Annotated in this window: 16 protein-coding genes; 10 read left to right on the top strand and 6 right to left on the bottom strand. The window is 60.4% G+C overall.

Annotated elements, in window-relative coordinates:
• The first annotated feature begins 162 nt into the window (after nt 1-162).
• From R8871_RS03370 to R8871_RS03360, 3 genes are all read left to right on the top strand, one after another.
• Nucleotides 163-303 (top strand): hypothetical protein, encoded by a 141-nt coding sequence (locus tag R8871_RS03370; RefSeq protein ID WP_175049035.1) that lies wholly within the window; start codon nt 163-165, stop codon nt 301-303.
• A gap of 341 nt (nt 304-644) precedes the next feature.
• Entirely contained in the window at nt 645-1400 is a 756-nt protein-coding gene (locus R8871_RS03365; protein ID WP_175049969.1) for a COG4705 family protein, read from the top strand.
• A 73-nt stretch (nt 1401-1473) separates the two neighbouring features.
• Nucleotides 1474-1893, top strand: a complete 420-nt coding sequence (locus R8871_RS03360) for a histidine kinase (protein WP_246287347.1) — start codon at nt 1474-1476, stop codon at nt 1891-1893.
• Nucleotides 1894-1988: 95 nt separating this feature from the next.
• On the opposite strand, the gene R8871_RS38835 is transcribed toward R8871_RS03360, so the two are convergent.
• Nucleotides 1989-2267, bottom strand: coding sequence for a transposase (locus R8871_RS38835; protein ID WP_175049034.1), 279 nt, complete (start codon nt 2265-2267; stop codon nt 1989-1991).
• 435 nt (nt 2268-2702) lie between these two features.
• On the opposite strand from R8871_RS38835, the gene R8871_RS03350 reads away from it, so the two are divergent.
• The gene (locus R8871_RS03350) at nt 2703-3584 is read left to right on the top strand and encodes an EAL domain-containing protein (RefSeq protein ID WP_175049033.1); all 882 of its coding nucleotides are present in this window, start codon (nt 2703-2705) and stop codon (nt 3582-3584) included.
• 208 nt (nt 3585-3792) lie between these two features.
• On the opposite strand, the gene R8871_RS03345 is transcribed toward R8871_RS03350, so the two are convergent.
• The 3 genes from R8871_RS03345 to R8871_RS03335 all read right to left on the bottom strand — a co-directional run bounded on the left by R8871_RS03345 (nt 3793) and on the right by R8871_RS03335 (nt 8539).
• Entirely contained in the window at nt 3793-5061 is a 1269-nt protein-coding gene (locus R8871_RS03345) for an isoprenylcysteine carboxylmethyltransferase family protein (RefSeq protein ID WP_175049032.1), read from the bottom strand.
• Between the two features lie 77 nt (nt 5062-5138).
• The gene (locus R8871_RS03340; RefSeq protein WP_175049031.1) at nt 5139-7109 is read right to left on the bottom strand and encodes a collagen-like triple helix repeat-containing protein; all 1971 of its coding nucleotides are present in this window, start codon (nt 7107-7109) and stop codon (nt 5139-5141) included.
• A 269-nt stretch (nt 7110-7378) separates the two neighbouring features.
• Complete coding sequence (locus R8871_RS03335; protein ID WP_175049968.1) at nt 7379-8539, bottom strand: iron-containing alcohol dehydrogenase; 1161 nt, start codon at nt 8537-8539, stop codon at nt 7379-7381.
• Nucleotides 8540-8863: 324 nt separating this feature from the next.
• Between R8871_RS03335 and R8871_RS03330 the strand changes: the two genes are divergently transcribed.
• The 4 genes from R8871_RS03330 (at nt 8864) to R8871_RS03315 (ending at nt 13302) form a co-directional block, all read left to right on the top strand.
• A complete protein-coding gene (locus R8871_RS03330; RefSeq protein ID WP_175049030.1) occupies nt 8864-10444 on the top strand; it encodes a methyl-accepting chemotaxis protein in 1581 nt (526 codons plus the stop codon).
• A gap of 288 nt (nt 10445-10732) precedes the next feature.
• Nucleotides 10733-11182: a hypothetical protein gene (locus R8871_RS03325; protein ID WP_175049029.1), complete on the top strand. Its 450-nt coding sequence runs from the start codon at nt 10733-10735 to the stop codon at nt 11180-11182.
• Between the two features lie 54 nt (nt 11183-11236).
• Nucleotides 11237-12535, top strand: coding sequence for an MFS transporter (locus tag R8871_RS03320; protein ID WP_175049028.1), 1299 nt, complete (start codon nt 11237-11239; stop codon nt 12533-12535).
• 134 nt (nt 12536-12669) lie between these two features.
• A complete protein-coding gene (locus R8871_RS03315; protein WP_246287343.1) occupies nt 12670-13302 on the top strand; it encodes an RNA polymerase factor sigma-70 in 633 nt (210 codons plus the stop codon).
• Nucleotides 13303-13337: 35 nt separating this feature from the next.
• On the opposite strand, the gene R8871_RS03310 is transcribed toward R8871_RS03315, so the two are convergent.
• Complete coding sequence (locus tag R8871_RS03310) at nt 13338-15044, bottom strand: MFS transporter (protein ID WP_175049026.1); 1707 nt, start codon at nt 15042-15044, stop codon at nt 13338-13340.
• A 127-nt stretch (nt 15045-15171) separates the two neighbouring features.
• Between R8871_RS03310 and R8871_RS03305 the strand changes: the two genes are divergently transcribed.
• Complete coding sequence (locus R8871_RS03305) at nt 15172-16089, top strand: LysR family transcriptional regulator (RefSeq protein WP_175049025.1); 918 nt, start codon at nt 15172-15174, stop codon at nt 16087-16089.
• 55 nt (nt 16090-16144) lie between these two features.
• Here R8871_RS03305 and R8871_RS03300 read toward each other — a convergent pair whose 3' ends face one another.
• Nucleotides 16145-18334 carry a TonB-dependent siderophore receptor gene (locus tag R8871_RS03300; RefSeq protein WP_175049024.1) on the bottom strand — a complete coding sequence of 730 codons (2190 nt, stop codon included), beginning with the start codon at nt 18332-18334 and terminating at the stop codon, nt 16145-16147.
• 408 nt (nt 18335-18742) lie between these two features.
• On the opposite strand from R8871_RS03300, the gene R8871_RS03295 reads away from it, so the two are divergent.
• The gene (locus R8871_RS03295) at nt 18743-20971 is read left to right on the top strand and encodes an NADP-dependent isocitrate dehydrogenase (protein ID WP_175049023.1); all 2229 of its coding nucleotides are present in this window, start codon (nt 18743-18745) and stop codon (nt 20969-20971) included.
• The last annotated feature ends 98 nt before the right edge of the window (nt 20972-21069 follow it).

Genomic DNA, 21069 nt, shown 5'->3' with positions numbered 1-21069 from the left:
TCCTCGCCTTCACGCGGAAGTTCCTGAGTGCGTTAATGCACTTTGGCTGCGGCCTCCCTGGCGAGCAGGCGTTGCGCCTGCTGATCGCCCTTTCCTGCTTCCTGCGCGGTTTGAACGGAAGTCTCGCTTGCTTCGGCTAACAAAGCACGCGCGGCGCTGCTGATGTTGACCGTATACGACGACGCGGACGTGCTGGTGCTCGCCCCCGTAGCCGACGAAGCGCTTGTGCTCGATGCCGGCGCGCTCGACGCCGAACTCGATGTCGACGCGGCGGATGAGGCTGGCGCTTGTGTGGTGCTTTGACTGACTGCCTGAATGGACATCCAAATCTCCCAGTAGAAAAAACGTGTGTACTGCGTTCTGTCTATCGGCCTCGATCAGGAGCGCTTGAGCAGTATATTTTTTGATTTATTCGAAGTCCTTAAGCGTCTCTTAAGGCTCGCTCGAGACGCCTCTTGAGCCCTCATTCCGCTGCCACGATCGGGCGGTTTTCTCGGCATTTTCCATAAGGTTTCCATAAGGTTCCCCATTGCACTATTCGCCGCATCGAGCGAGCGCAAGCGCGCCTGCTCGCAACGTCGAATTGAATGCCTATTGATGGGAGAACGCGCTTGCTAGAGACCTCGACTTATCGTGTTGCGCAGATGCGCAACAAAGTGCCCGAGGCAACACTTGTCTTCTGGGCGATCAAGATCATGGCGACGACCGTCGGCGAGACCGGCGCGGATTATCTGGCCGTGCACGTGGGGCTTGGCACCGCACTCACCGGCGGGATGATGCTCACGTTGCTGATTGCCGCATTGGCCGTGCAGCTGCGCATGCGCAAGTACGTGCCGTGGATTTACTGGCTGACCGTGGTGCTGGTCAGTGTGGTCGGCACGCAAATTACCGATGCATTGACCGACAAGCTCGGCATCAGTCTTTATGCCAGCACGATCGCATTTTCCCTTGCGCTGGCCGTGGTGTTCGCGCTCTGGTATCGCAGTGAGCGGACACTGTCGATTCACACCATCTACACAACGCGGCGAGAGCTTTTCTATTGGGCCGCAGTGTTGTTCACCTTCGCGCTGGGCACCGCGGCCGGTGATCTGGCGACAGAAGCATTGGGGCTCGGTTTCATGATCGGTGTGGTGGCGTTCGGCGCGCTAATCGCATTGGTGTGCGCGATCTACTACGTCGGCGGAAATCCGGTGCTGACTTTCTGGCTTGCCTACATTCTGACGCGACCGTTGGGCGCCTCATTCGGCGATCTGCTCTCGCAGTCGCGCGCATATGGTGGTCTCGGCCTCGGCACGATCAATACGAGCGTGCTCTTTCTGAGTGCGATCGTGGTGCTGGTCATCTTCGCGAGTGCAGTTGAACACCGGTCCACGCGCGCGATCGCCGCACGTGAGCCTTGAGCGCGCGTCGCTCGACTAGTTGTAGACGCAGCCTTTTTCAATCGTATGTTGAATCAAACGGAAGAGAACAAACATGAACCAACGCACACTCAACAAAGCCGTCATCGCTTCTTTCATTGCCCTCTCGGCCATCAGCTTCGGGCATCACGAGGCGAGTGGGTTTGCCTTTCAGTCGGCCGAGGCGGCCGAGCCCGTCAAGGCGTCAAAGCTCGGCGACCTCGCGTCGTTCCGCAAGATCGCGGCCTACACCGCGGCGCTCGTCGGCCAGGGCAATCTCGCGGGCGGTAAGGCGCGCATCAAGGATCTGGAACTTGCATGGGACGACGCTGAGCCTTCGCTGAAGCCTCGAGCCGCAGCCGACTGGCACACCGTCGACAAAGCGATTGACCGCGCGCTGAGCGCGTTGCGCGCCGGCACGCCGAACGCAGCGGAATGCAAGCAGGCGCTCGCTGATCTGCTGGCGGTGATGGATCGAATGAACGGGAAAGCATGACGCACTGAAGGGCGTGAGCGATCACGGCGACCATCCGTGAAACATATGTTCGCCTTTGAATCGATACGGTATGCAAAACAATTATTGCCGCTGATTCAGCAAGTTGAAAGCTCGTGGTCGCACAGTGGCAGGCGCTCGTTCACCTGGTCAAGAACGCCCGTCTTTTTCCAGGCCATATACCGAAGATAACAAGTCTGTTGCGGCGGAAAAGTGGCCGGTAGCCTGTGCCACTTTTCTTTCGTCTGCTGCACCCAGAGTATCGCGTTGAGGATCTCGCGATCACTGCGGCGAGGGCGCCCGCGCCCTGATGAAACCACGGGAAAAAGACTCTGAACACGCGCCCAATCGGCGTCGGTGAGGGGGATCTGAAGCATGTGCCGCCTTGAATGACTGTGTAGGGAATGCGCAGTCGTTGCATGCTGCGTTTGCTGCCGATACTAGTAAATCTTTTTTTCTCGGTCAAATTTTATTGTTGCGCTGCGATGCCTTCATTCATCGCTTGTTGTTTAGCGATCTTATTCACGATGCATCATGCGGTTTCCCCGTTTGAAGCGATGGACTTGTGGTAATCGCCGCGTTCAACGCGCTGTGCGATGGTCCCGTAACGTCGACGCGAAACGCTACGTAACACTCGCGTTCATACAAACGTTTGGCGATTGAAATTGCGCGTCGACAGGTTTGATCGAATCGCCGTAAACCATTGAACTAAAGGGCTTGTTGGCCAGGGCCGCGGATAGGTCGCGCGGTGAACGTGCTGCTTGGCACGACATGTGCATGCGTTAGCCAGGTTAAAAAATTGCGCCTACGCCATGCTATCGCTCGACTATGAAAAGCCTGTATCGCTCGCTACAACGTTCGGCGCGCGCAACGCTTGCGTTGAACAAACCAATTGGGACGACTCGCGCGACGATTCCATGGCGCTGAGCGAGCTCGAAAACCGCGTCCGCCAGGGTCTGCACGCGGGTGAGTTTCATCTCGTGTTTCAGGGGGCTTATCGCGCGGCAGGCGGCGCGCTGACGCGCCTCGAAGCGCAGGTTCGATGGACGCATCCCGACTACGGGTTGCTGCTTCCGGGTATTTTCATGATGCCGCTCGAGCACCCGCAGGTCGCGCGGGAGATGGCCTTGTTCGTCGTCGACGGCGTGTGTCGTGAACTGCGCGATTGTCTCTCGTCGAAGATGGCGCTGCTGCCGGTCGCGATCACGGTGCCCGCGCAAGTGGCCGTGCTCGATTCGTTCGCCGACGATCTCACGCGCATCGCGCGATCGTATGGCGTACCGGGCAATTTGCTTGAAATCGAAGTGCCCGATAGCGCAGATGCAGCACGTCTTTTGTCTTTGCGTACGTTGACGGCTGGCCTTCGGTCTGCGGGAACCGGCATCTCGCTGGGCAAGTGGGGCAACGGTGCGTCTTCGCTCGGACTGCTCGGTGCACTCGACGTGGACACCGTGACGATCGCGCCTGAGTTGATGGCAGCGGTTCCACGCGATCCTCGCGCCTGCCTGGTGACGTCGGCGTTGCTGGATCTGCTTCATGCGCTTGACGTGCAGGTCGTGGTGAACGGCGTCGAGACCAAGGCACAGTTGCAATGGTTGAGCGCGTCATGGCCGCAAGCGCTGGTGCAAGGCTTTCTGTTCTCTCGCCCGAAGGCCGGGCTGGCCAATGTGCTGGCGTCAGGCCGCGAATCTTGAGCGCAGTAAAGGACGTTACGTAACGTCCTGCGTGCGATGTCATTGAGGCGAGCACCCGCTGCTCGCGGAAAATTGGCAACGGGCGCTATCGTCTGCTTCCACCAGCGATCGCTCGCGGGCGGTAAAAGGTGCTCATCACCATCCTCACGCGATCAAAGAATGGTGCGTTGCAAAAAATGCACTCGACCGCGTTCGTAGCATAAACATCTCATTGAAACGCGCGTGTGATCCTGGCGAACAGTCCGTTCCTCGCGATCCATTCCGCGTAAGCACGATAGTCGGGATCGTTCATCAGATGCCGCTCCTCGGTTTTAGCGCGCAGGAAATACAGCAGATTGACGCACGCCAGCGCGAAGCAGTGCGTGAGCGCGACTTGCCAGCCCATGGGTTCGATGAACGGCACGGAGACCATCCAGAACGATAGATTCTTCGTGATATAGGCGGGATGCTTTGTGAAGCGATAAGGGCCCGACGTGATGATGCCGCGATTGGTCAGGTTCGAAAACCGCAATCCAAACGCGATGGTGGAAAGCGCGTAGCTGAAGACCAGCGCGATAATCGCGGTGCCCCAGATGATTCGAACAATGGGCACGGATATCAGCCAACTGTCCCAGAACATCGCGCCCTGGTAGTGCATGTACTGGGCCGAGATCAGCGACCAGAACGGCTGATAACAGACAACCGCAACCAGCCAGCCGAGTGTGGTCGGCTCCGCACTGCGCACGTGGGTATCGAGAATGCGCAGTGTGCACAGATAACCTACCGTGCCGAACATTAGATCCATCGTGAAGGACAGGTCGTACATGAACCTGAACGTCGCAAGCGAGAACGGCGCGTTCATGGCGGTCGCGAGCGATGCGCCGATATGATCTGCATCGGTGGAAAGATAGGTGATCATCAGCGGCAGGAAGAATGCTTTCACCATCCATCCGGCGAGCATTTCACGCACGGGCTTCCAGTTGCCTGGGCGCTGCCCGAGGAATACGAGGCGGCCCCACAACATATAGGCATCGTCGACTTCGCGCTGACGCCTGTCCATCCACGCGAAGTAAAACGGCGCGGCCACGATCAGATACGGCGCGAGCGTGCGGATCAGAGACCAGAAGGGGTTATAGAACGTGCCGTGATACTCCGGCAACAGCCAGTAGAGCACACCGATGCCGACATACACGGAAGCCAGCGCGGCAAGACGCAAGCCCACACGCGCGACACTGAGCGGCCGAACCGCTTGACCGGTGAGTCCGGCGCTTGGGCGCAGATACACGCGTGCGACGAACAGTTCGTATAGAGCGATCGTCGCGATGATCGCGAGGCAGGCGGCCGTGCTACGGAGCGCGCCATCCAGTGCGGTGCTGTCGCGTAGCAGCCAGAGCGTCAGAAGGCCGACGGCGATGCCAAGCAGGCCGACGGAAAACGGCGTCGCCGAACGCGGCCGCTGCTCCTGCACGTGCGCCACGTTATCCAGAGTGGAGTTCATGTCATCCTCGTAGTCATGACATTGATAGCGGCCGGGCTTTTGATTTTTTAAGTCCCGGCCGCTGTGCTGATTACCGCTTATTTACCTGCGACACCACCCAGCAATCCGGTGACAAGGTTCGTCACCGGCGCCAGCGGATTCGTGCTGGACGAACCGCTTCCCGCACCACCCGCGCTACCGGTCAGGCCGGTCACGATGCCAGTGACAGGCGCGAGCGGCGAAGCCTTACCGGACGATGCGCCGCCCAACGTCGAAGTCAGCGCCGTGACGAGACCGGTGACGGGCGCGAGCGGTGAGCCTTGGCCTGCGGTGCCGCCCAGCGTCGAGGTCAACGTCGTGACGAGACCCGTGACCGGTGCGAGCGGACCGCCGGCGCTGGAAGTGCCGCCGAGCGAACCCAGGTTGCCGAGAAGTCCGGTGACCGGTGCGAGCGGACCGCCGCCTGCGCCGGAAGTGCCGCCGAGCGAACCCAGGCCGCCGAGGAGTCCGGTGATCGGCGCGAGCGGGTTACCGCTGCTACCGGTCCCACCGAGCGAACCGAGGTTGCCGATCAGGCCGGTCAGCGGCGGGATGCTGAAGCCGCCACCCGATCCACCCGATCCGCCCAGTCCACCGAGCGGGCCCACCAGGCCGGCGATCGGCGCCAGCGGGTTGGTCGTCGCGCCCGTCAGCAGTCCGCCGGTGCTCGTGACCGTCTTGCCCAGCTGGCTCACTACGCCGCCGATGTCTTTGCCCACCTGATCACCCGTCGCGCCGGACACTTTCTGGCCGGCCGAATCGAGTCCGTTGCCGATGGTGCTCAGCAAGCCGTTGAGCGGCGCGCCGAGACCTGTGGTGTTGCCGATGGTCTGCGTCGTATTCGAGACGACGAGCGTGATCGGGTTGATGACCGTGCTCAGTTGGGTCTCGACCTGTTGAACCGGCGAGCTGGTCAGCGCGGAGTTCAATCCCGAGCCCAGTTTGACGACACCGGCGCCTACGCCGGCGACAACGGTACCCACCGTCGACGTGACAGGTGCGAGCGGCGCAAGCGGCCCGGTTCCGAGACTCGTCACCACGCCGCCGACCGCCGTAACGGCCGCGCCTGCATTGGTTACAAGACCCGATGTGGAGGTCAGGGTCGGGCCAAGCGGATTGGTCGAACTGCCCAGCGTGCCGAGGCCTGCGGCCGTGCCGTTGCCGAGTACCTTGACGCCGTTGCCGAGATCGGTGATCGCGGCGCCTAGATTCGCAGTCGTTGCGCCGTTGACGCCAGGGACGGAGGTGCCGGTGATCTTGGAACCCGTATCAGCGACGGTCGTGCCCACGGCAGTGATGAGGTTCCCGCCTTGCGTGACGACGTTGCCGATAGGGGTGGAGGAGGTGCCCGAGGTGCCGGAGCTTGTACCGGAGCTGGTGCCGGAGCTCGTACCGGAGCTTGTGCCGGAACTCGTGCCTGAGCTGGTGCCTGAGCTGGTACCGGAGCTGGTGCCTGAGCTCGTACCGGAACTCGTACCGGAACTCGTACCGGAACTCGTACCGGAACTCGTACCGGAACTCGTACCGGAACTCGTGCCGGAGCTTGTACCGGAGCTCGTACCAGAGCTTGTGCCGGAACTAGTGCCGGAACTAGTGCCGGAGCTTGTGCCGGAACTAGTGCCGGAACTAGTGCCGGAGCTTGTGCCGGAACTCGTACCCGAGCTTGTGCCAGAGCTTGTACCCGAGCTGGTGCCGGAGCTTGTACCTGAGCTGGTGCCGGAGCTTGTACCTGAGCTGGTGCCGGAGCTTGTACCTGAGCTGGTGCCGGAGCTTGTACCTGAGCTGGTGCCGGAGCTCGTACCCGAGCTGGTGCCAGAGCTCGTACCAGAGCTCGTTCCGGAGCTACCCGAGCTAGAACCCGAACTCCCCGAACTCCCCGAACTCCCCGAGCTAGAGCCCGAAGTGCCGCCCGCCCCACCGCCGCCAAGCCCGGTTTTGGGCGTGCCGATGTTACTGGTTCCACAACCGTAGAGCGCGAGTAATGCGGATGTCGCAACAGCGATGGCTGTCCGACCGACGAATTTTTGCATGATGGTCCCCGTTGAACGACTATTGGTGGGGCCAACACTGCAAGTTGCACGCCAAATGGGGCTTATCGCTTCATCTCAACGATTCGACGCATAAATGGCTAAAGAAATTATGATATGAAGAATTTATCACGTCATAAACACGATTCCGCCCAAAGGCGCGATGCCGTGTTCCACGTAGCATGCTACGTAACGTGTTCGCCGGGCGTAACGGCGCGGAGCCGCCGCCAAACACCGCAGCGACTCCCGCCCTCAATGACGCCCCTCGCCGATTAAAACGCAGCGGTATAAATCGCCAACGCATCGGCCTCAGTAACCGGCCGGGGGTTGTTCACCAGAAGCCGCGTTTGCAGCATCGCGTCGCTCGCCATCCGTTCGAGCCCGCTACGTTCAATGCCGACATCGCGCAACCTGGCAGGAATCGCGCTCGCGGCAATCATCTGTTCGAGCCGTTCGATCAACGCCAGCGTCCGGCTTTCGGCGCTGCCCGTGATACCCGGCACGATCACGTCCGCGAGTTCCGCGTACAGATGCGCCGCCGCCTCGGCGTTGAACCGCAACACGTGCGGTAGCACGAGCGCATTCGAAAGACCGTGCGGGACGTGATAAATGCCACCGATCGGATACGCGAGCGCATGCACCGCGGCCACCGGTGAATTGGCGAACGCCTGACCGGCGAACGCCGCGCCGAGCAACATCGCTTCGCGCGCCGCGCGGTTCTGGCCGTTCTCGCATGCGGGCAACAGATTGCGCGACAGAAGTTCGAGCGCCTTTACCGCCAGCATGTCGGACACCGGGTTTTTCAAGTGCGCGGACGTGTACGCCTCGATCGCGTGAACCATCGCATCGACGCCGGTTGCGGCCGTCGCGGCAACCGGCAGTCCGAGCGTGAGTTCCGCATCGAGAATCGCCAGATCGGCGACCAGTTGCGGCGCGACTACGCCCATCTTCTTCGCCTCGCCCACCGTCACGATCGACACGGCCGTGACTTCGGAGCCGGTGCCTGCCGTGGTCGGCATCTGCACAAGCGGCAGGCGCGACACCGTCACCTTGTTCACGCCGTACATGTTGCTGAGCGTCTGTTGATCCTGCGGCGCCAGTACGGCGATCAACTTCGCCACGTCCATCGACGAACCGCCGCCGAGTCCCAGCACGATCTCAGCGCCGGCCTCACGCGCGCGCGAGGTTGCCTCGAGCACGATGTGCTCGGGCGGATCGGCGATCACGTCGTCGATCACGGTGGCATTCCAGCCGTGTGCCGCGAGATCGGCGAGTGCCGGATTCAGCAGCCCACTCTGGTGAAGAAACCCATCCGTCACCACGCACAGGCGTGTGAGCGACGGAAATTGTGCGCGCAGCAAAGTGCCGAGACGGCGCGCTGCGCCAAATTCGACGACCATCGTCGGCACGGTTTGAAACCGGAATGCGTTCATCATTTCACCTGCAGGTCAGCACTGGCCATTGATTACTCCAGCAAGATCGGTACTTCAAACGTTCAGAGTCCAGACTCCGCCATCCGCTATCGCGGGTGGATAGGCAAATGTCAGTTGTACCAGATTCGGATCGCTTTGCTCCAGGCGCATCTATCCGTTTTCAATGACTAACTGATAAGGATATCCCTACCCCCATTTCAGGAATGGCCCACCGAATAGTGTCTTCAGCGGTCGGCGTTCGCAGCCGTATACGTGTAGTGAGCGAACTCTGATAGTCCGACTTGTCAGCGGGTATTTTCCCTTTGGTTATTGAAGAAACTGACTATGCCAACGTTTATTTCCAATCTGCCCATCGCCAAGCGACTGGGGGCGGGCTTTGTCCTGGTATTGATCATGTCGATGATCAGCGTTGTGATAGGGCTTGCGCGCCTGTCCTCGGTCGCGCAGGCAACCCGCAATCTGGTCGCCAATCCAATACAGACCGAGCGGCTTGTCAACGACTGGTCGCGCAACATCAATACCGCCGTTACCCGCACGACTGCGATTGCCAAGAGCGCTGATCCTGGCCTTGCCAGTTATTTTGTGGAAGAAGCAGTAGCGTCGTCCAAGGTGTCGGGCGCGTTGCAAAAGTCGATAGAAGCCTTGATGACCTCTGACGAGGAAAAATCCTTGTTTGCCGCAATTGGTGAACAGCGCAAAACTTTTATCGCTACCCGCGACCAGATCTATGCACTGAAAAAGTCGGGCAAAGCCGAGGAGGCGAACCAGTTGCTGGAGCAACAGTTCATCCCCGCTTCCCGGCTCTTTGTGGCGAAGGTCGACGCTTTGGTGAAGCATCAGCGCGAAGAAATTGACAGGGTGGCCACGCAGATTGAGGCCAACTATGAATTCAGCCGCACGCTGATGATCGCTCTTGGCGTGGTCAGCCTGCTGCTGAGCGTGGTGTGTGCGTGGCTGATCTCCGGCAGCATCACGAGGCCGCTGGTCAAAGCTACTGGGGTAGCGCGCCAGGTGGCTGAAGGCGATTTGACTGCACGTATCGACAACCACAGTACCGACGAAGTTGGCCAGTTGCTCAGCAGCCTGAGGGACATGCAAACCAGCCTCGTGCGTGTTGTCTCCAACGTGCGTTCCGGCTCGGAAAACGTGGCCACCGCCAGCGCCGAAATCGCCCAGGGCAACGACGACCTCAGCGCCCGCACAGAAAGCCAGGCCAGCGCCCTGGAAGAAACCGCCGCCTCCATGGAAGAGCTCAGCTCCACGGTGCGCCAGAACGCTGACAACGCCCGCCAGGCGAACCAGTTGGCCATGAACACATCCGAGGTCGCCATCCAGTGTGGCGAAGTCGTCAATCAGGTCGTGGAAACCATGAAAGGTATCAACGACAGTTCCAGGAAAATCGCCGACATCATTGGCGTCATCGACGGCATTGCCTTCCAGACCAACATCCTCGCCTTGAACGCTGCGGTGGAATCAGCCCGTGCCGGTGAACAGGGTCGCGGCTTCGCGGTGGTGGCCAATGAAGTGCGCAGTCTGGCCGCGCGTTCCGCCGATGCAGCCAAGGAAATCAAAAAGCTCATCAGCGCGAGCGTGGAACGCGTCGCTCAGGGTTCGGCCCAGGTCGAGCAGGCCGGCCTCGCCATGACCGAAGTCGTCCGCTCCATCCGCCGCGTCACCGACACCATGGGCGAGATCAGCGCCGCCAGCAACGAACAATCCCTGGGCGTGGCCCAGGTCGGCGAGGCTGTCACCCAGATGGACGAGACCACCCAGCAAAACGCCGCGCTGGTAGAACAAATGACCGCGGCGGCCAACAGCCTGCGCAACCAGTCCCATGAACTGGTGCAAGTCGTCTCGATCTTCAAACTCGACGGCGGCGCGGGTCTGGCCACGTCGCTGGCTTGAGGGAGATGCGGCGACAGTCGTGCGAAACCGTGTGCCGGCATGCGTGAGTGGCGTGGGTCTGGTTGATCCGTGGTTCTTTTATTGCGCCAGTACGCATTTATACAAAATTCTCCCGCATAAAAATCCTGACGATGTTGCTTAAAGTAAGTATGGGAAATTTTCTTCGCAATTTGATTTTGGATCAAATTCTTTAGAATTTGAATCAGAGCGCGGGTCTGGCTTGTCAGGTGTTTTGAAGCGACGTTGACCTTTCCGGAGGGTGCAATGGGTAGCCTGGATGCACACGATATGTCGAGCGCGGATTGGGACTGGATACTGCGGGCATCGGAATTCACGCAACTGTGCATCGTCGTCGACGGGAGCATTCCGACTTCGGTTGCACACGCACTGGCGGAGCGTTTCGCCGCCGTGTCTCAGGTTTCGATGCTGCGAATTCCGGAGCCGGTATCTCTGCATCGAGCATGGATCGAATCCAGCGAACACGAGACATTCTCCGGAGCTACGGTCACGGGGGAGGCCGCAAAATCGATGCGACAGTTATCCCGGGCCGTACAGCTGTTGCTGTGGTCCAGTGCACCGGAAGAGCTGGACTGGCTCGGCGGTGTTCACGGCCAGCCCGTCCTGCATATGCGTTATCGAATCGATACGGACGAGGCGTCGGCAGTTCGGATCGGGATCGAGCGAGTCTTTGCGGTTCTCCGCGCAGTCGTCCGGTGCAACGTGGCGACCGGTTATTGACCACATCGGGTGTATGGCCAGCAGGTTCGCTGCTAAGCCCTAATGGAGCATGTCATGGATACACCCGCAAGCGTGGGCGCCAGCCTTCTTTCCCAGCCGAAGAGGACCAGCTTCTATCTCACCATATTTGTCGCGACTATCGGAAACGCGTTGGAATGGTTCGACATCCTGATTTATGGATTCTTTGCCACGACCATTGCGAAAACGTTCTTTCCGGCATCCAGTCCCGCGGTATCGCTGTTGGTCACGCTTGGCACTTTCGGTATTTCCTATCTTGTGCGACCCATTGGTGCTCTCGCACTTGGTTCTTACGCCGACCGGCACGGCCGGAAAGCGTCGATGCTGGTATCGATCATGATGATGATGGTCGGCACACTCACGATCGCGGTCATGCCGGGATACGCGTCAATCGGCATGGCTGCACCTATCGCCGTGCTTGCTGCCCGGTTGCTGCAGGGCTTTTCCGCAGGCGGCGAGTTTGGCAGTACGACCGCGTTTCTGGTTGAGCAGGCGCCGCACAGAAGCGGCTTTATGGCGAGCTTCCAGTTCGCGAGTCAGGGACTCAGCTATTTACTTGCTGCAGCGTTCGGTGCGGTGCTGACCAGCACGCTGGATACGGCATCCATGGAATCATGGGGCTGGCGCGTTCCGTTTTTCTTTGGAATTCTGATCGGGCCGATCGGGCTGTACCTTCGCAGACAGATGCAGGAGGAGCATAACGTTCATAACCTGGACAGATCGCCTGTCGCGCGTACGCCTGTCAGGACTGTTCTGGCGCAACAGAAACTGCGCATGCTGCTCTCGATCGGTGTGTTGGCCGTGTCGACCGGCACGAGCTACGTGATTCTTTATATCCCGACCTATGCGGTCAAGCAGCTCCATATGCCGGCGAACTTCGGATTCACCGCGACCGTGTTGACGGGGGCAATTCTGATGTTCGTACCACCGTTCATCGGTCTCCTGTCCGATCGGGTGGGCCGAATTCGCTTGATGGCGGCCTCTGGCGTGATCTTCACGTTGTCGATCTATCCGGTGTTCGCCGCATTGATCCGTCATCCGAACCTGGGCGCGTTAATGGCAATGATGGCGTGGATCGGTCTGCTGAAAGCAGTGTATTTTGGCGCGCTGCCCGCGTTGATGGCAGACGCCTTTCCGAAAGAAACACGCGCTACCGGCATGGCAGTCAGCTACAACATTGGTGTCACCGTCTTCGGCGGGTTCGCGCCGTTGATAGTTGATTCGCTGATTCAACTCACCGGCAACAAGCTTTCACCTGCGTTGTACCTGGCCTTTCTCGGCGCCCTGAGCCTTGTGGCTTTGTGGAAATGCAAAACCGCTTTGCGGTTGCGCTGAGCGTTGCAAGGGGCAGAGCGCTCCAATTCATGATTGAGAATGATTCGCGTTTACGTTAGATTGATGCTCTTCCTTGAGAAATGCGGAGCGAATCTATGGCTGAGGCGGTCATGCGGGGCGAGTCTTCCACAACAATGGCGAAGTCCGTTCTCAGCGCCGGCGTTACGCGCCCTCCCGCTTCGCGGCGCGCGCGCAACCAGCCGCGCTGCGTCGATTGGGAGACGGGCACGCTGCTCGACCTGCTGATCGCCAACCGGCCGATGCTTGTCGATCTGGCGCGCGGCGTCGTGGGTTGCGCGAGTCTCGCAGAAGACGTGGTTCACGACGTCTTTATCAAGCTCGTCGATTTTCCGAATCAGGATGCTGTACGGCAACCCGTAGCCTACGTGACCCGCATGGTGCGCAATGCGTCGATCGATGCGTTCCGCCGCCAGAGCCTGGAGAGCGCGTATCACACCGACGAAGACGACGGCCTGCACGTGCCTTCGCCGGAACCGTCGCCCGAAGCGGCATTACTCGCCCGCGACACGCTGCAACACGTCTACAACGCGCTCGAACAACTGCCGCCGCGCAGCCGTGCGGCGTTCGAGATGGTTCGCTTGCGCGAGGAGACGCTGCAAAGCACAGCACGCGCGCTCGACGTCTCGCAGACGCAGGTGCATTTCATGGTGCGCGACGCCGAGCGGCATTGCGCCGCCTGCCTGGACGCCGGCAATCGCGGCGTGGCTAAAGCCATGTTCTGCAGCGGCCGCGCGCGTCGGCAATAAAAAATGCGCATCGAACGTCGATTGGCCGTTGGCATCTAGCAGGAGTCGCATCGAACGGACTGCCGCGCCGGGGCCGTTTCTATTTTTCTCAGCCTTCTCGAAGCACTGCCCGAAATCACAAAACTCAGCGCGGCGAGTACCCAGACTCCGAGGCCGCCATAGAGCATCACCCAGCCAAAGCCGTCTATTAGCGCTGCGTGAACGGCTGCACCGGATGGGTCGAGTGTGGCGAGTGCAGGGATTCCCTGTCTGACCGCTTCGACGTCTCCAGCGGCGATCTTCTCCGCCAGTCGTCCGAGTGGGGCGGTGTCGAGCGTCGCAGGAAGTCTCGCCCTCAGATTGACGAGGATGCCGCCGACCAGGAGCGCCCCCATCAACGCGATGTTGATCGCAAGCGTAATCATGCGCGCGCTCATATCGATCCCGGACGCCATGCCCGCCCGCTCCGCCGGCACCGCACCGGTCGTCGTATTGGTGACAGGCGTGTTGGTGAGGCCGAGACCGGCGCCGGCGAGGATGCACCCCGGCAACATGGTCCACACGCCGGGATGCGGAACGTTACTGCCGTATTTCATCAACATGAAGCCGAGACCGATCGTAAACAAGCCGGCAGGTATCGCGATTCCCGATCCATAACGCAGCGCAAGACGTTCGCCGAGCGGCGGAAATAACAGCGTCGGCAGCGTGTATGCGAGCAGCGCAAGACCGGCGTTGACGCTGTCGTAGCCGAGGCCGATCTGGAAGTAGATCGGCAGATAGATCATGAACGGCCAGAAGCTGAAGTTCATCCCCGCAGAACCCATCAACGCGCCGGAAAATTTCCGGATCCGGAATACGGAGAAGTCGAACATCGGGCGCGCACTGAGTCGCTCAGCGCATAGAAAAGCCACAAAGGCGACGGCCGTGGCCACCAGAATCAGGATCGCGCGAAGACTCGCAAAACCAAGGTCCGATCCCTGTGTGATGTAGTACGTGAGGCCGAACACCGCCAGCGAAAGCGTGACGATGCCGGCCACATCGAGCGTGTGCGCGTGCGGATCGCGTGACTCCTGGACGCCGCCGAAAACGAGCGTCAACGTGACGGCGGCAAGCAGCGCGTGAATCCAGAAGACCCATTGCCATCCCGACACCGCGACGATCATTCCGCCGATGATCGGTCCGAAACCAAGCCCGATGCCGAGAATAATGCCCCACGCGCTGAAGGCCCGGACGCGCTCAGGTCCCTCGCTAAATTGATGCGAGAGCACCGCGACCTGGCATATCAGCATCGCGCCGCCACTCGCGCCTTGCAGCAGGCGCGCGACGATCAACGTCGGCACGCTCTGCGCGAAACCGCAGATCAGCGAGGTCAGGCCGAACAACGCGATCCCGATGACGAAAATACGTCTGCGGCCGAATCGGTCCGCCAGCGCGCCGGTTGCCATCAGCACAGTCGTCACGCCGAGTGTGTAGGCATTCATGATCCATTGCATGCCCTTGAAGTCACCGTGCAGGACGCGCTCGAGCGTCGGCAGGATCACCGGCACGCTGGAGATCTCGAGGCCGAACATCAGCGAAGCGAGGCACACGGCGCCCAACGCCAAGGTGTTCTTGCTGATGGAGAGGCGAGTCGTCGACTGCACGGCGTCGCTTAAAGGGGCGTCTGCTGCCCGCGTATCCGACAAGCTCGATGGATGTTCTTCCGCGATAACTGCCTGGGAATCTTCGTTGTAGGACGGCGGCGCGTTTCTGGACCTGGACATAGGAATTCACCTCGATAGTCGATGGCTTTGGTCACCATGGACTGTGTAATATAGAGGGAATTTAAGTCCCGATTGACGCATATAAATCCCGGAAATGCGTCCTTCATGGAACCAATAAGGTGAGGATATGAGCGACATTCTCGACGGCGTGACAACGTTCGTGCGTGTGGTTGAGACTGGCAGTTTCGCGTTGGCAGCCGAACGCATGGACCTGACACGCTCGGCGGTCGGCAAGGTCATCGTGCGGCTCGAAAAGCGTCTCGGCGTGCGTCTGCTCAATCGCACCACGCGCAGCCAGAGTCTCACCGAGGCCGGGCAAGCGTATTACGACCGTTGCGTGCGCGCGCTGGCCGAACTCGAGGCCGCCGAAGCCGATCTGGACTCGGGGCGACGGGAACCGAAAGGACGTCTGCGGGTAAGCGTGCCGCAAGCCTTCGGCCATCATTGTGTTGCGCCGGTGCTGCTCGGGCTTGCGCGCCGGCATCCGCAATTGAAGATCGACATTTCGGTCACGGACCGCTTTGTGGATGTCGTGGAAGAGGGCTTCGATCTCGTCGTGCGGATTGGTCCACTGGTCGACAGCGTGAGTCTCGCGGCGCGGCGGCTCGGTGTTCAGTACGCAAGTATTGGCGCCGCGCCGGCGTATCTGGCGCGCTGCGGCACGCCAGGCCGTGTGGCTGAGTTCCACGGGCACACGATCATTGCTTATTCACGCAGCGGGGTTATCGAGCCCTGGAATGTGCTCGATATCGATGGGCAAATCCGCCGCGCGGATGTCGTGCCGCAGCTTAGCTTTGACGATATGCAGGGGATCGTGGATGCCGCGCTTGCGGGCTTCGGGCTGGCGTGGCTGCCGAGCTGGCTGCTCGCGCGTTTTGAGGCAACAGGTCAGTTGCAGACCGTGATGGAGAATTGTTTTCGACCTTCGCAGGAGATCCACGTTGTGTGGCCGAAGAGCCGGTATCTCGCGTTGAAGACGCGCTGCGCGATCGATGCGCTCGTTGCCGAGATTCCCGCGATGCTTGGAACGCCCCCGGCGAACTGACGAGGAGGCGCGCCCCCGCTGCCGCTGCGGGCGCGCCTCCGTTCGTACGTAATGCTTAGAACTGCAACGTAGCGCTCGCCACGGCAGTCCGTGTCGGCGAAGGCGCCACGTAGTAGCCCCACGCCGTGGTCCAGTAGCGGCGATTGAACAGATTGTTGATCCCCGCACGGAACGTCACATCCTTGCCGGCGATTTTCGTCTCGTAGCGACCGCTCAGATCGTACGTGACATAAGCCGGCACGAACTGCGTGTTGGCCGCATCGACCGCCTGGTTGCCGACGTACTTGCCGCCGAACGCCAGTGTCAGCGGACGCAGATAGGACGGGTTGTATTCGATCCGGCCTGTCACGGTGAATCTCGGTGCGCCATACACGCGCTTGCCTTCGACGCTGGCGTCGTCCACATCCACCGCCTTCGTGTCGAGCCACATCACGCCGCCCATCACGCGCCATTCGCTCGTCAGCGCAAGCCAGCCGCTTGCATCGACGCCGGTATAGCGCTTCGTACCATCCTGCACGAAGATGTTGGCCGAGTTCGTGTAGTTGTAGCCCTGATCGACCCGGAACAGCGCAAGATTGGCGCCCCACTTGCTATGGTCCGTCTTGAAGCCGACTTCGTACTGCTTGCTCTTCAGCGGGCCGAACGTGTCCGGGTAATTGAGGTTGGTGTTCGATGCCGCGCCGCCCTGTTCCAACGATTCGACATAGCTTGCATACACCGTCGAATACGGGTCGGTCTTGAACATCAGCGCGAAGGTCGGCGTGACCGGGTCCGCGCTGTATTGCGACGATACGGCACCGCTCGTGTTGTACACGTGCTCGCGGTATTGCGTGTAACGCACGCCGACCAGGGCGGAAAGACGCGACGTGAGCTGCACCGTATCGCTCGCGTACACGGCGGCCTGCGTGGTGCGCTGCTGACGATAGAGGTCCGAGCCGATGCTGACTTCGTCGTTGGTCAACAGCGTGCTGTTGTACAGATTGCCGTTGCCGAGGAAGTAGCCGTTATTCCAGCCTTCGCTGTTGCTGTACTCGCTGGTTTGCGTCTGGAAACCAGCGCCGACCACGACGTCGTGCTTGATGCCGCCGGTGTTGAATTTGCCTTGCACCATCGCGTCGACGTTCTGGTAGAAGTAACGCGTCATCGCCGCATACAGCGTGTTCGAGTAGTTGCCTGCGCTGTCGGTGACATACAGGAAGCTGTCCGAATTGGTGCGGTTTTCCTTCGCGAAACGGTACTTCACGCTCGCGTGCCAGTTCTCGGAAAGGCGGTAATCCAGACCTGTGCCGAACGAGGCCATTTCGGTCTGGTAGTAATTCTGCGGTTGCGTGAGCGCATGGGTGACGGTGCTTGCGTCAGGAATGCTGAGTCCGCTGCCGAACATCAGTCCGAATAGCGTGCCGTTGGTTTTGCGCTTCTGATAGAAGGCGTCGGCGGTAAAGGTCAGGTCCGGCGTAATGCGGAAGTCGAACGCAAGCGAGGCGACCTGGCGGCGGATGTGGCCGTGGTCTTCAGCGGTGTTGCCGTCTTCGTTGACGAGGTTCAGGCGGTAGCCGAAGCGATTGTCATTGCCAAAACGGCCACCCAGATCGACCGCCTCGCTGAACACGCCGGCCGATTTGTAGCCGATCGAGATGCTGCGGTAGGGGGTGCCGGTCGGGCGCTTCAGCACGTAGTTGACGATGCCGCCCGGCGAACCAAATCCGTACATGAAGCCGGACAGGCCCTTGAGCAATTCGACCTGCTCGAACGGTTCGAGCGAGAGATCGGTGTCCCACGAGGGGAAGGTCTGGCCATCCACCTTGATGCTGTTCAGCGTGTCGATCGGCATGCCGCGCACGGTGAACGTGGAGTTTTCGCTAATTCCGTTTTCGCTGATCGCCGATACCGCCGGGTCGTACTTGAACAGATCGTTGGCGGTTGCCGCCATCAGGTCCTGCGCTTCGTCGCTCGTCACCACGCGCGTTGAAAACGGCGTGTCCACCTGCTTGCGCGAGCCTAGCGCGCCGGCGCTGACGGTGTCGGCCTGCGCGACGGTCGTGTCTTTCGATGCCGACACACTTACCGCAGGCAGGGTGGCGGCTGTGTCGCTTGCCGCAACCTGCGCCCATCCCGAGGATGACAAAGTCGACAACGATAAGCCGACGCTGACGAAGAGCCCTGCACTGAGTAGTGAAGGCGTACGGCGGTGGCCGCGCAAAAAGCCTGGGCGCGCTGGGCGTCCCGCGACAAATGAATTCTGCATGTTGTTTGAATTTGGCAGCACGACGCCGCGCACCGAAAAGATGCGGGATGGCGTCGATCGAGCGAGTGGTAATTAAGCGGACGGTTCAACCTGCAAAGCTTACGAATGTTAATGCATCTGATTCGCATTAACAATCTCTAATTTCAAACGGTAAGTCATCTATAAGACATCTGTCTTAAGACATAGGGCAATCGGCTAAAAGCCTTATCTGGCGGGGCTTGGCCCTGTACGGGATGTGGCGGCGGCATGTTTGTTTAGCAGCGAGTACTGGAAAACACGCATATACTCACGTCCGTGCCGTAAAAAGTAGTGCCGTGGGTCGCGCTGCGTTCTTGCTGCTCTGTCGCCACCTTGTGGCTCAGCGCCACCAACGCTCTGTCTAACACTTCACCTAGCAAAGCATCAAACATGTCCACATCGCCGAAGATCATCTACACCCTGACCGACGAAGCACCTGCTCTGGCGACTTATTCGCTGCTGCCGATCGTCAAGGCGTTCACGCGCTCGTCCGACGTGATCGTTGAAACGCGCGATATCTCGCTCGCCGGCCGGATCATCGCTGCATTTCCGGACTACCTGACCGCGGAACAGAAGGGTTCCGACGATCTGGCGGAACTGGGTGGACTCACCACGCGTCCGGAAGCGAACATCATCAAGCTGCCGAACATCAGCGCATCGGTGCCGCAGCTGAAGGCCGCGATTACCGAGTTGCGCGATCAGGGTTTCAAGCTGCCGCCGTACCCGGACGTGGCGAATACCGACACTGAAAAAGACGTTAAGGCCCGCTACGACAAGATCAAGGGCAGCGCGGTGAACCCGGTGCTGCGCGAAGGCAATTCGGACCGCCGCGCGCCGTTGTCGGTGAAGAACTACGCGCGCAAGCACCCGCACAAGATGGGCGCGTGGAGCGCGGACTCGAAGTCGCACGTGGCGCACATGAGCGGCGGCGATTTCTACGGCAGCGAAAAATCGGCGCTGATCGCAGCGGCCGGCGCCGTGAAGATTGAACTGATCGCCGCCGACGGTTCGGCGAAAGTCCTGAAAGAAAAGACGGCCGTGCAAGCGGGCGAGATCATCGACGCTTCGGTTCTGAGCAAGAACGCGCTGCGCAGCTTTATCGAAGCAGAAATCGCTGATGCGAAGAGCAAGGGCGTGCTGTTCTCGGTGCACCTGAAGGCCACCATGATGAAGGTGTCGGATCCGATCATCTTCGGTCACGTGGTCTCGGTGTTCTACAAAGATGTGCTGACCAAGCACGCTGACGCGTTGGCGCAAGCCGGCTTCAACCCGAACAACGGTATCGGCGATCTGTACGCGCGCCTGAAGGATTTGCCGACTGAAACGCGTGAATCGATTGAAGCCGACATCAAGGCTCAATACGCGCAACGTCCGCAACTGGCCATGGTCAACTCGGACAAGGGCATCACCAGCCTGCACGTGCCGAGCGACGTGATCGTCGACGCTTCCATGCCGGCCATGATTCGCGAATCGGGCAAGATGTGGGGTGCGGACGGCGCACTGCACGACGCCAAAGCGGTGATTCCGGACCGTTGCTACGCCGGCGTCTACCAGGCTGTGATCGAAGACTGCAAGAAGAATGGCGCGTTCGATCCGGTCACCATGGGCACGGTGCCGAACGTCGGCCTGATGGCGCAAGCTGCTGAAGAATACGGTTCACACGACAAGACGTTCCAGATCCCGGCAAACGGCGTGGTTCGCGTGAGCGACGCAGCCGGTACGGTGCTGATCGAGCAGGCGGTTGAGGCGGGTGACATCTGGCGCATGTGCCAGACCAAAGATGCACCGGTCCAGGATTGGGTCAAGCTCGCGGTGAACCGCGCACGCGCCACCAACACGCCGGCTATTTTCTGGCTGGACGCAGCGCGCGCGCACGACGCCCAGATCATCAAGAAGGTCGAGCAATATCTGAAGGACCACGACACCAGCGGTCTGGATATCCGCGTCATGACGCCGGTCGAAGCGACGAAGTTCTCGATCGAGCGCATCCGCGCCGGCAAGGACACGATCTCGGTTACCGGCAACGTGCTGCGCGATTACCTGACCGACCTGTTCCCGATCATGGAACTGGGCACCAGCGCGAAGATGCTCTCGATCGTCCCGCTGATGGCCGGTGGCGGCATGTTCGAAACGGGCGCGGGCGGTTCGGCGCCGAAGCACGTTCAGCAACTGGTCGAAGAAGGTTTCCTGCGTTGGGATTCGCTCGGCGAATTCCTGGCGTTGGCGGCGTCCCTCGAACACCTGAGCGGCGCGTATCACAACCCGAAGGCGCAGGTTCTGGCGAAGACGCTGGATCAGGCAACGGGCAAGTTCCTCGACAACGACAAGTCGCCGGCGCGCAAGATCGGCGGTATCGACAACCGCGGCAGCCACTTCTACCTGGCGATGTACTGGGCGGAAGCTCTGGCCGCGCAAACCGACGACGCTGCCTTGCAGGCGCAGTTCGCCGGCGTGGCGAAGGCGATGGCCGAGAACGAAGCGAAGATCATCGAAGAGCTGGGTGCAGCGCAAGGCAAGCCGGTGGATATCGGCGGTTACTACCGTCCGAATGTCGAACTGACGAGCAAGGCCATGCGCCCGAGCGCCACGCTGAACAAGATTGTGGACGCGGTCGCTTGATGGTCGGAATGACGTGCTGAATGAGGTAGTACTGAGGCCGTTCCTCAAAGTACCGAAGCAGGCACTGAAGTAAGAAGCAAACAAGATGATGGCGCTCC

The organism is Paraburkholderia sediminicola (assembly GCF_902859805.1).
GTDB classification, from domain to species: Bacteria; Pseudomonadota; Gammaproteobacteria; order Burkholderiales; family Burkholderiaceae; genus Paraburkholderia; species Paraburkholderia sediminicola.
The sequence above is the reverse complement of the archived record's forward strand: the minus strand, read 5'-3'. Positions and strand labels throughout refer to the sequence as shown.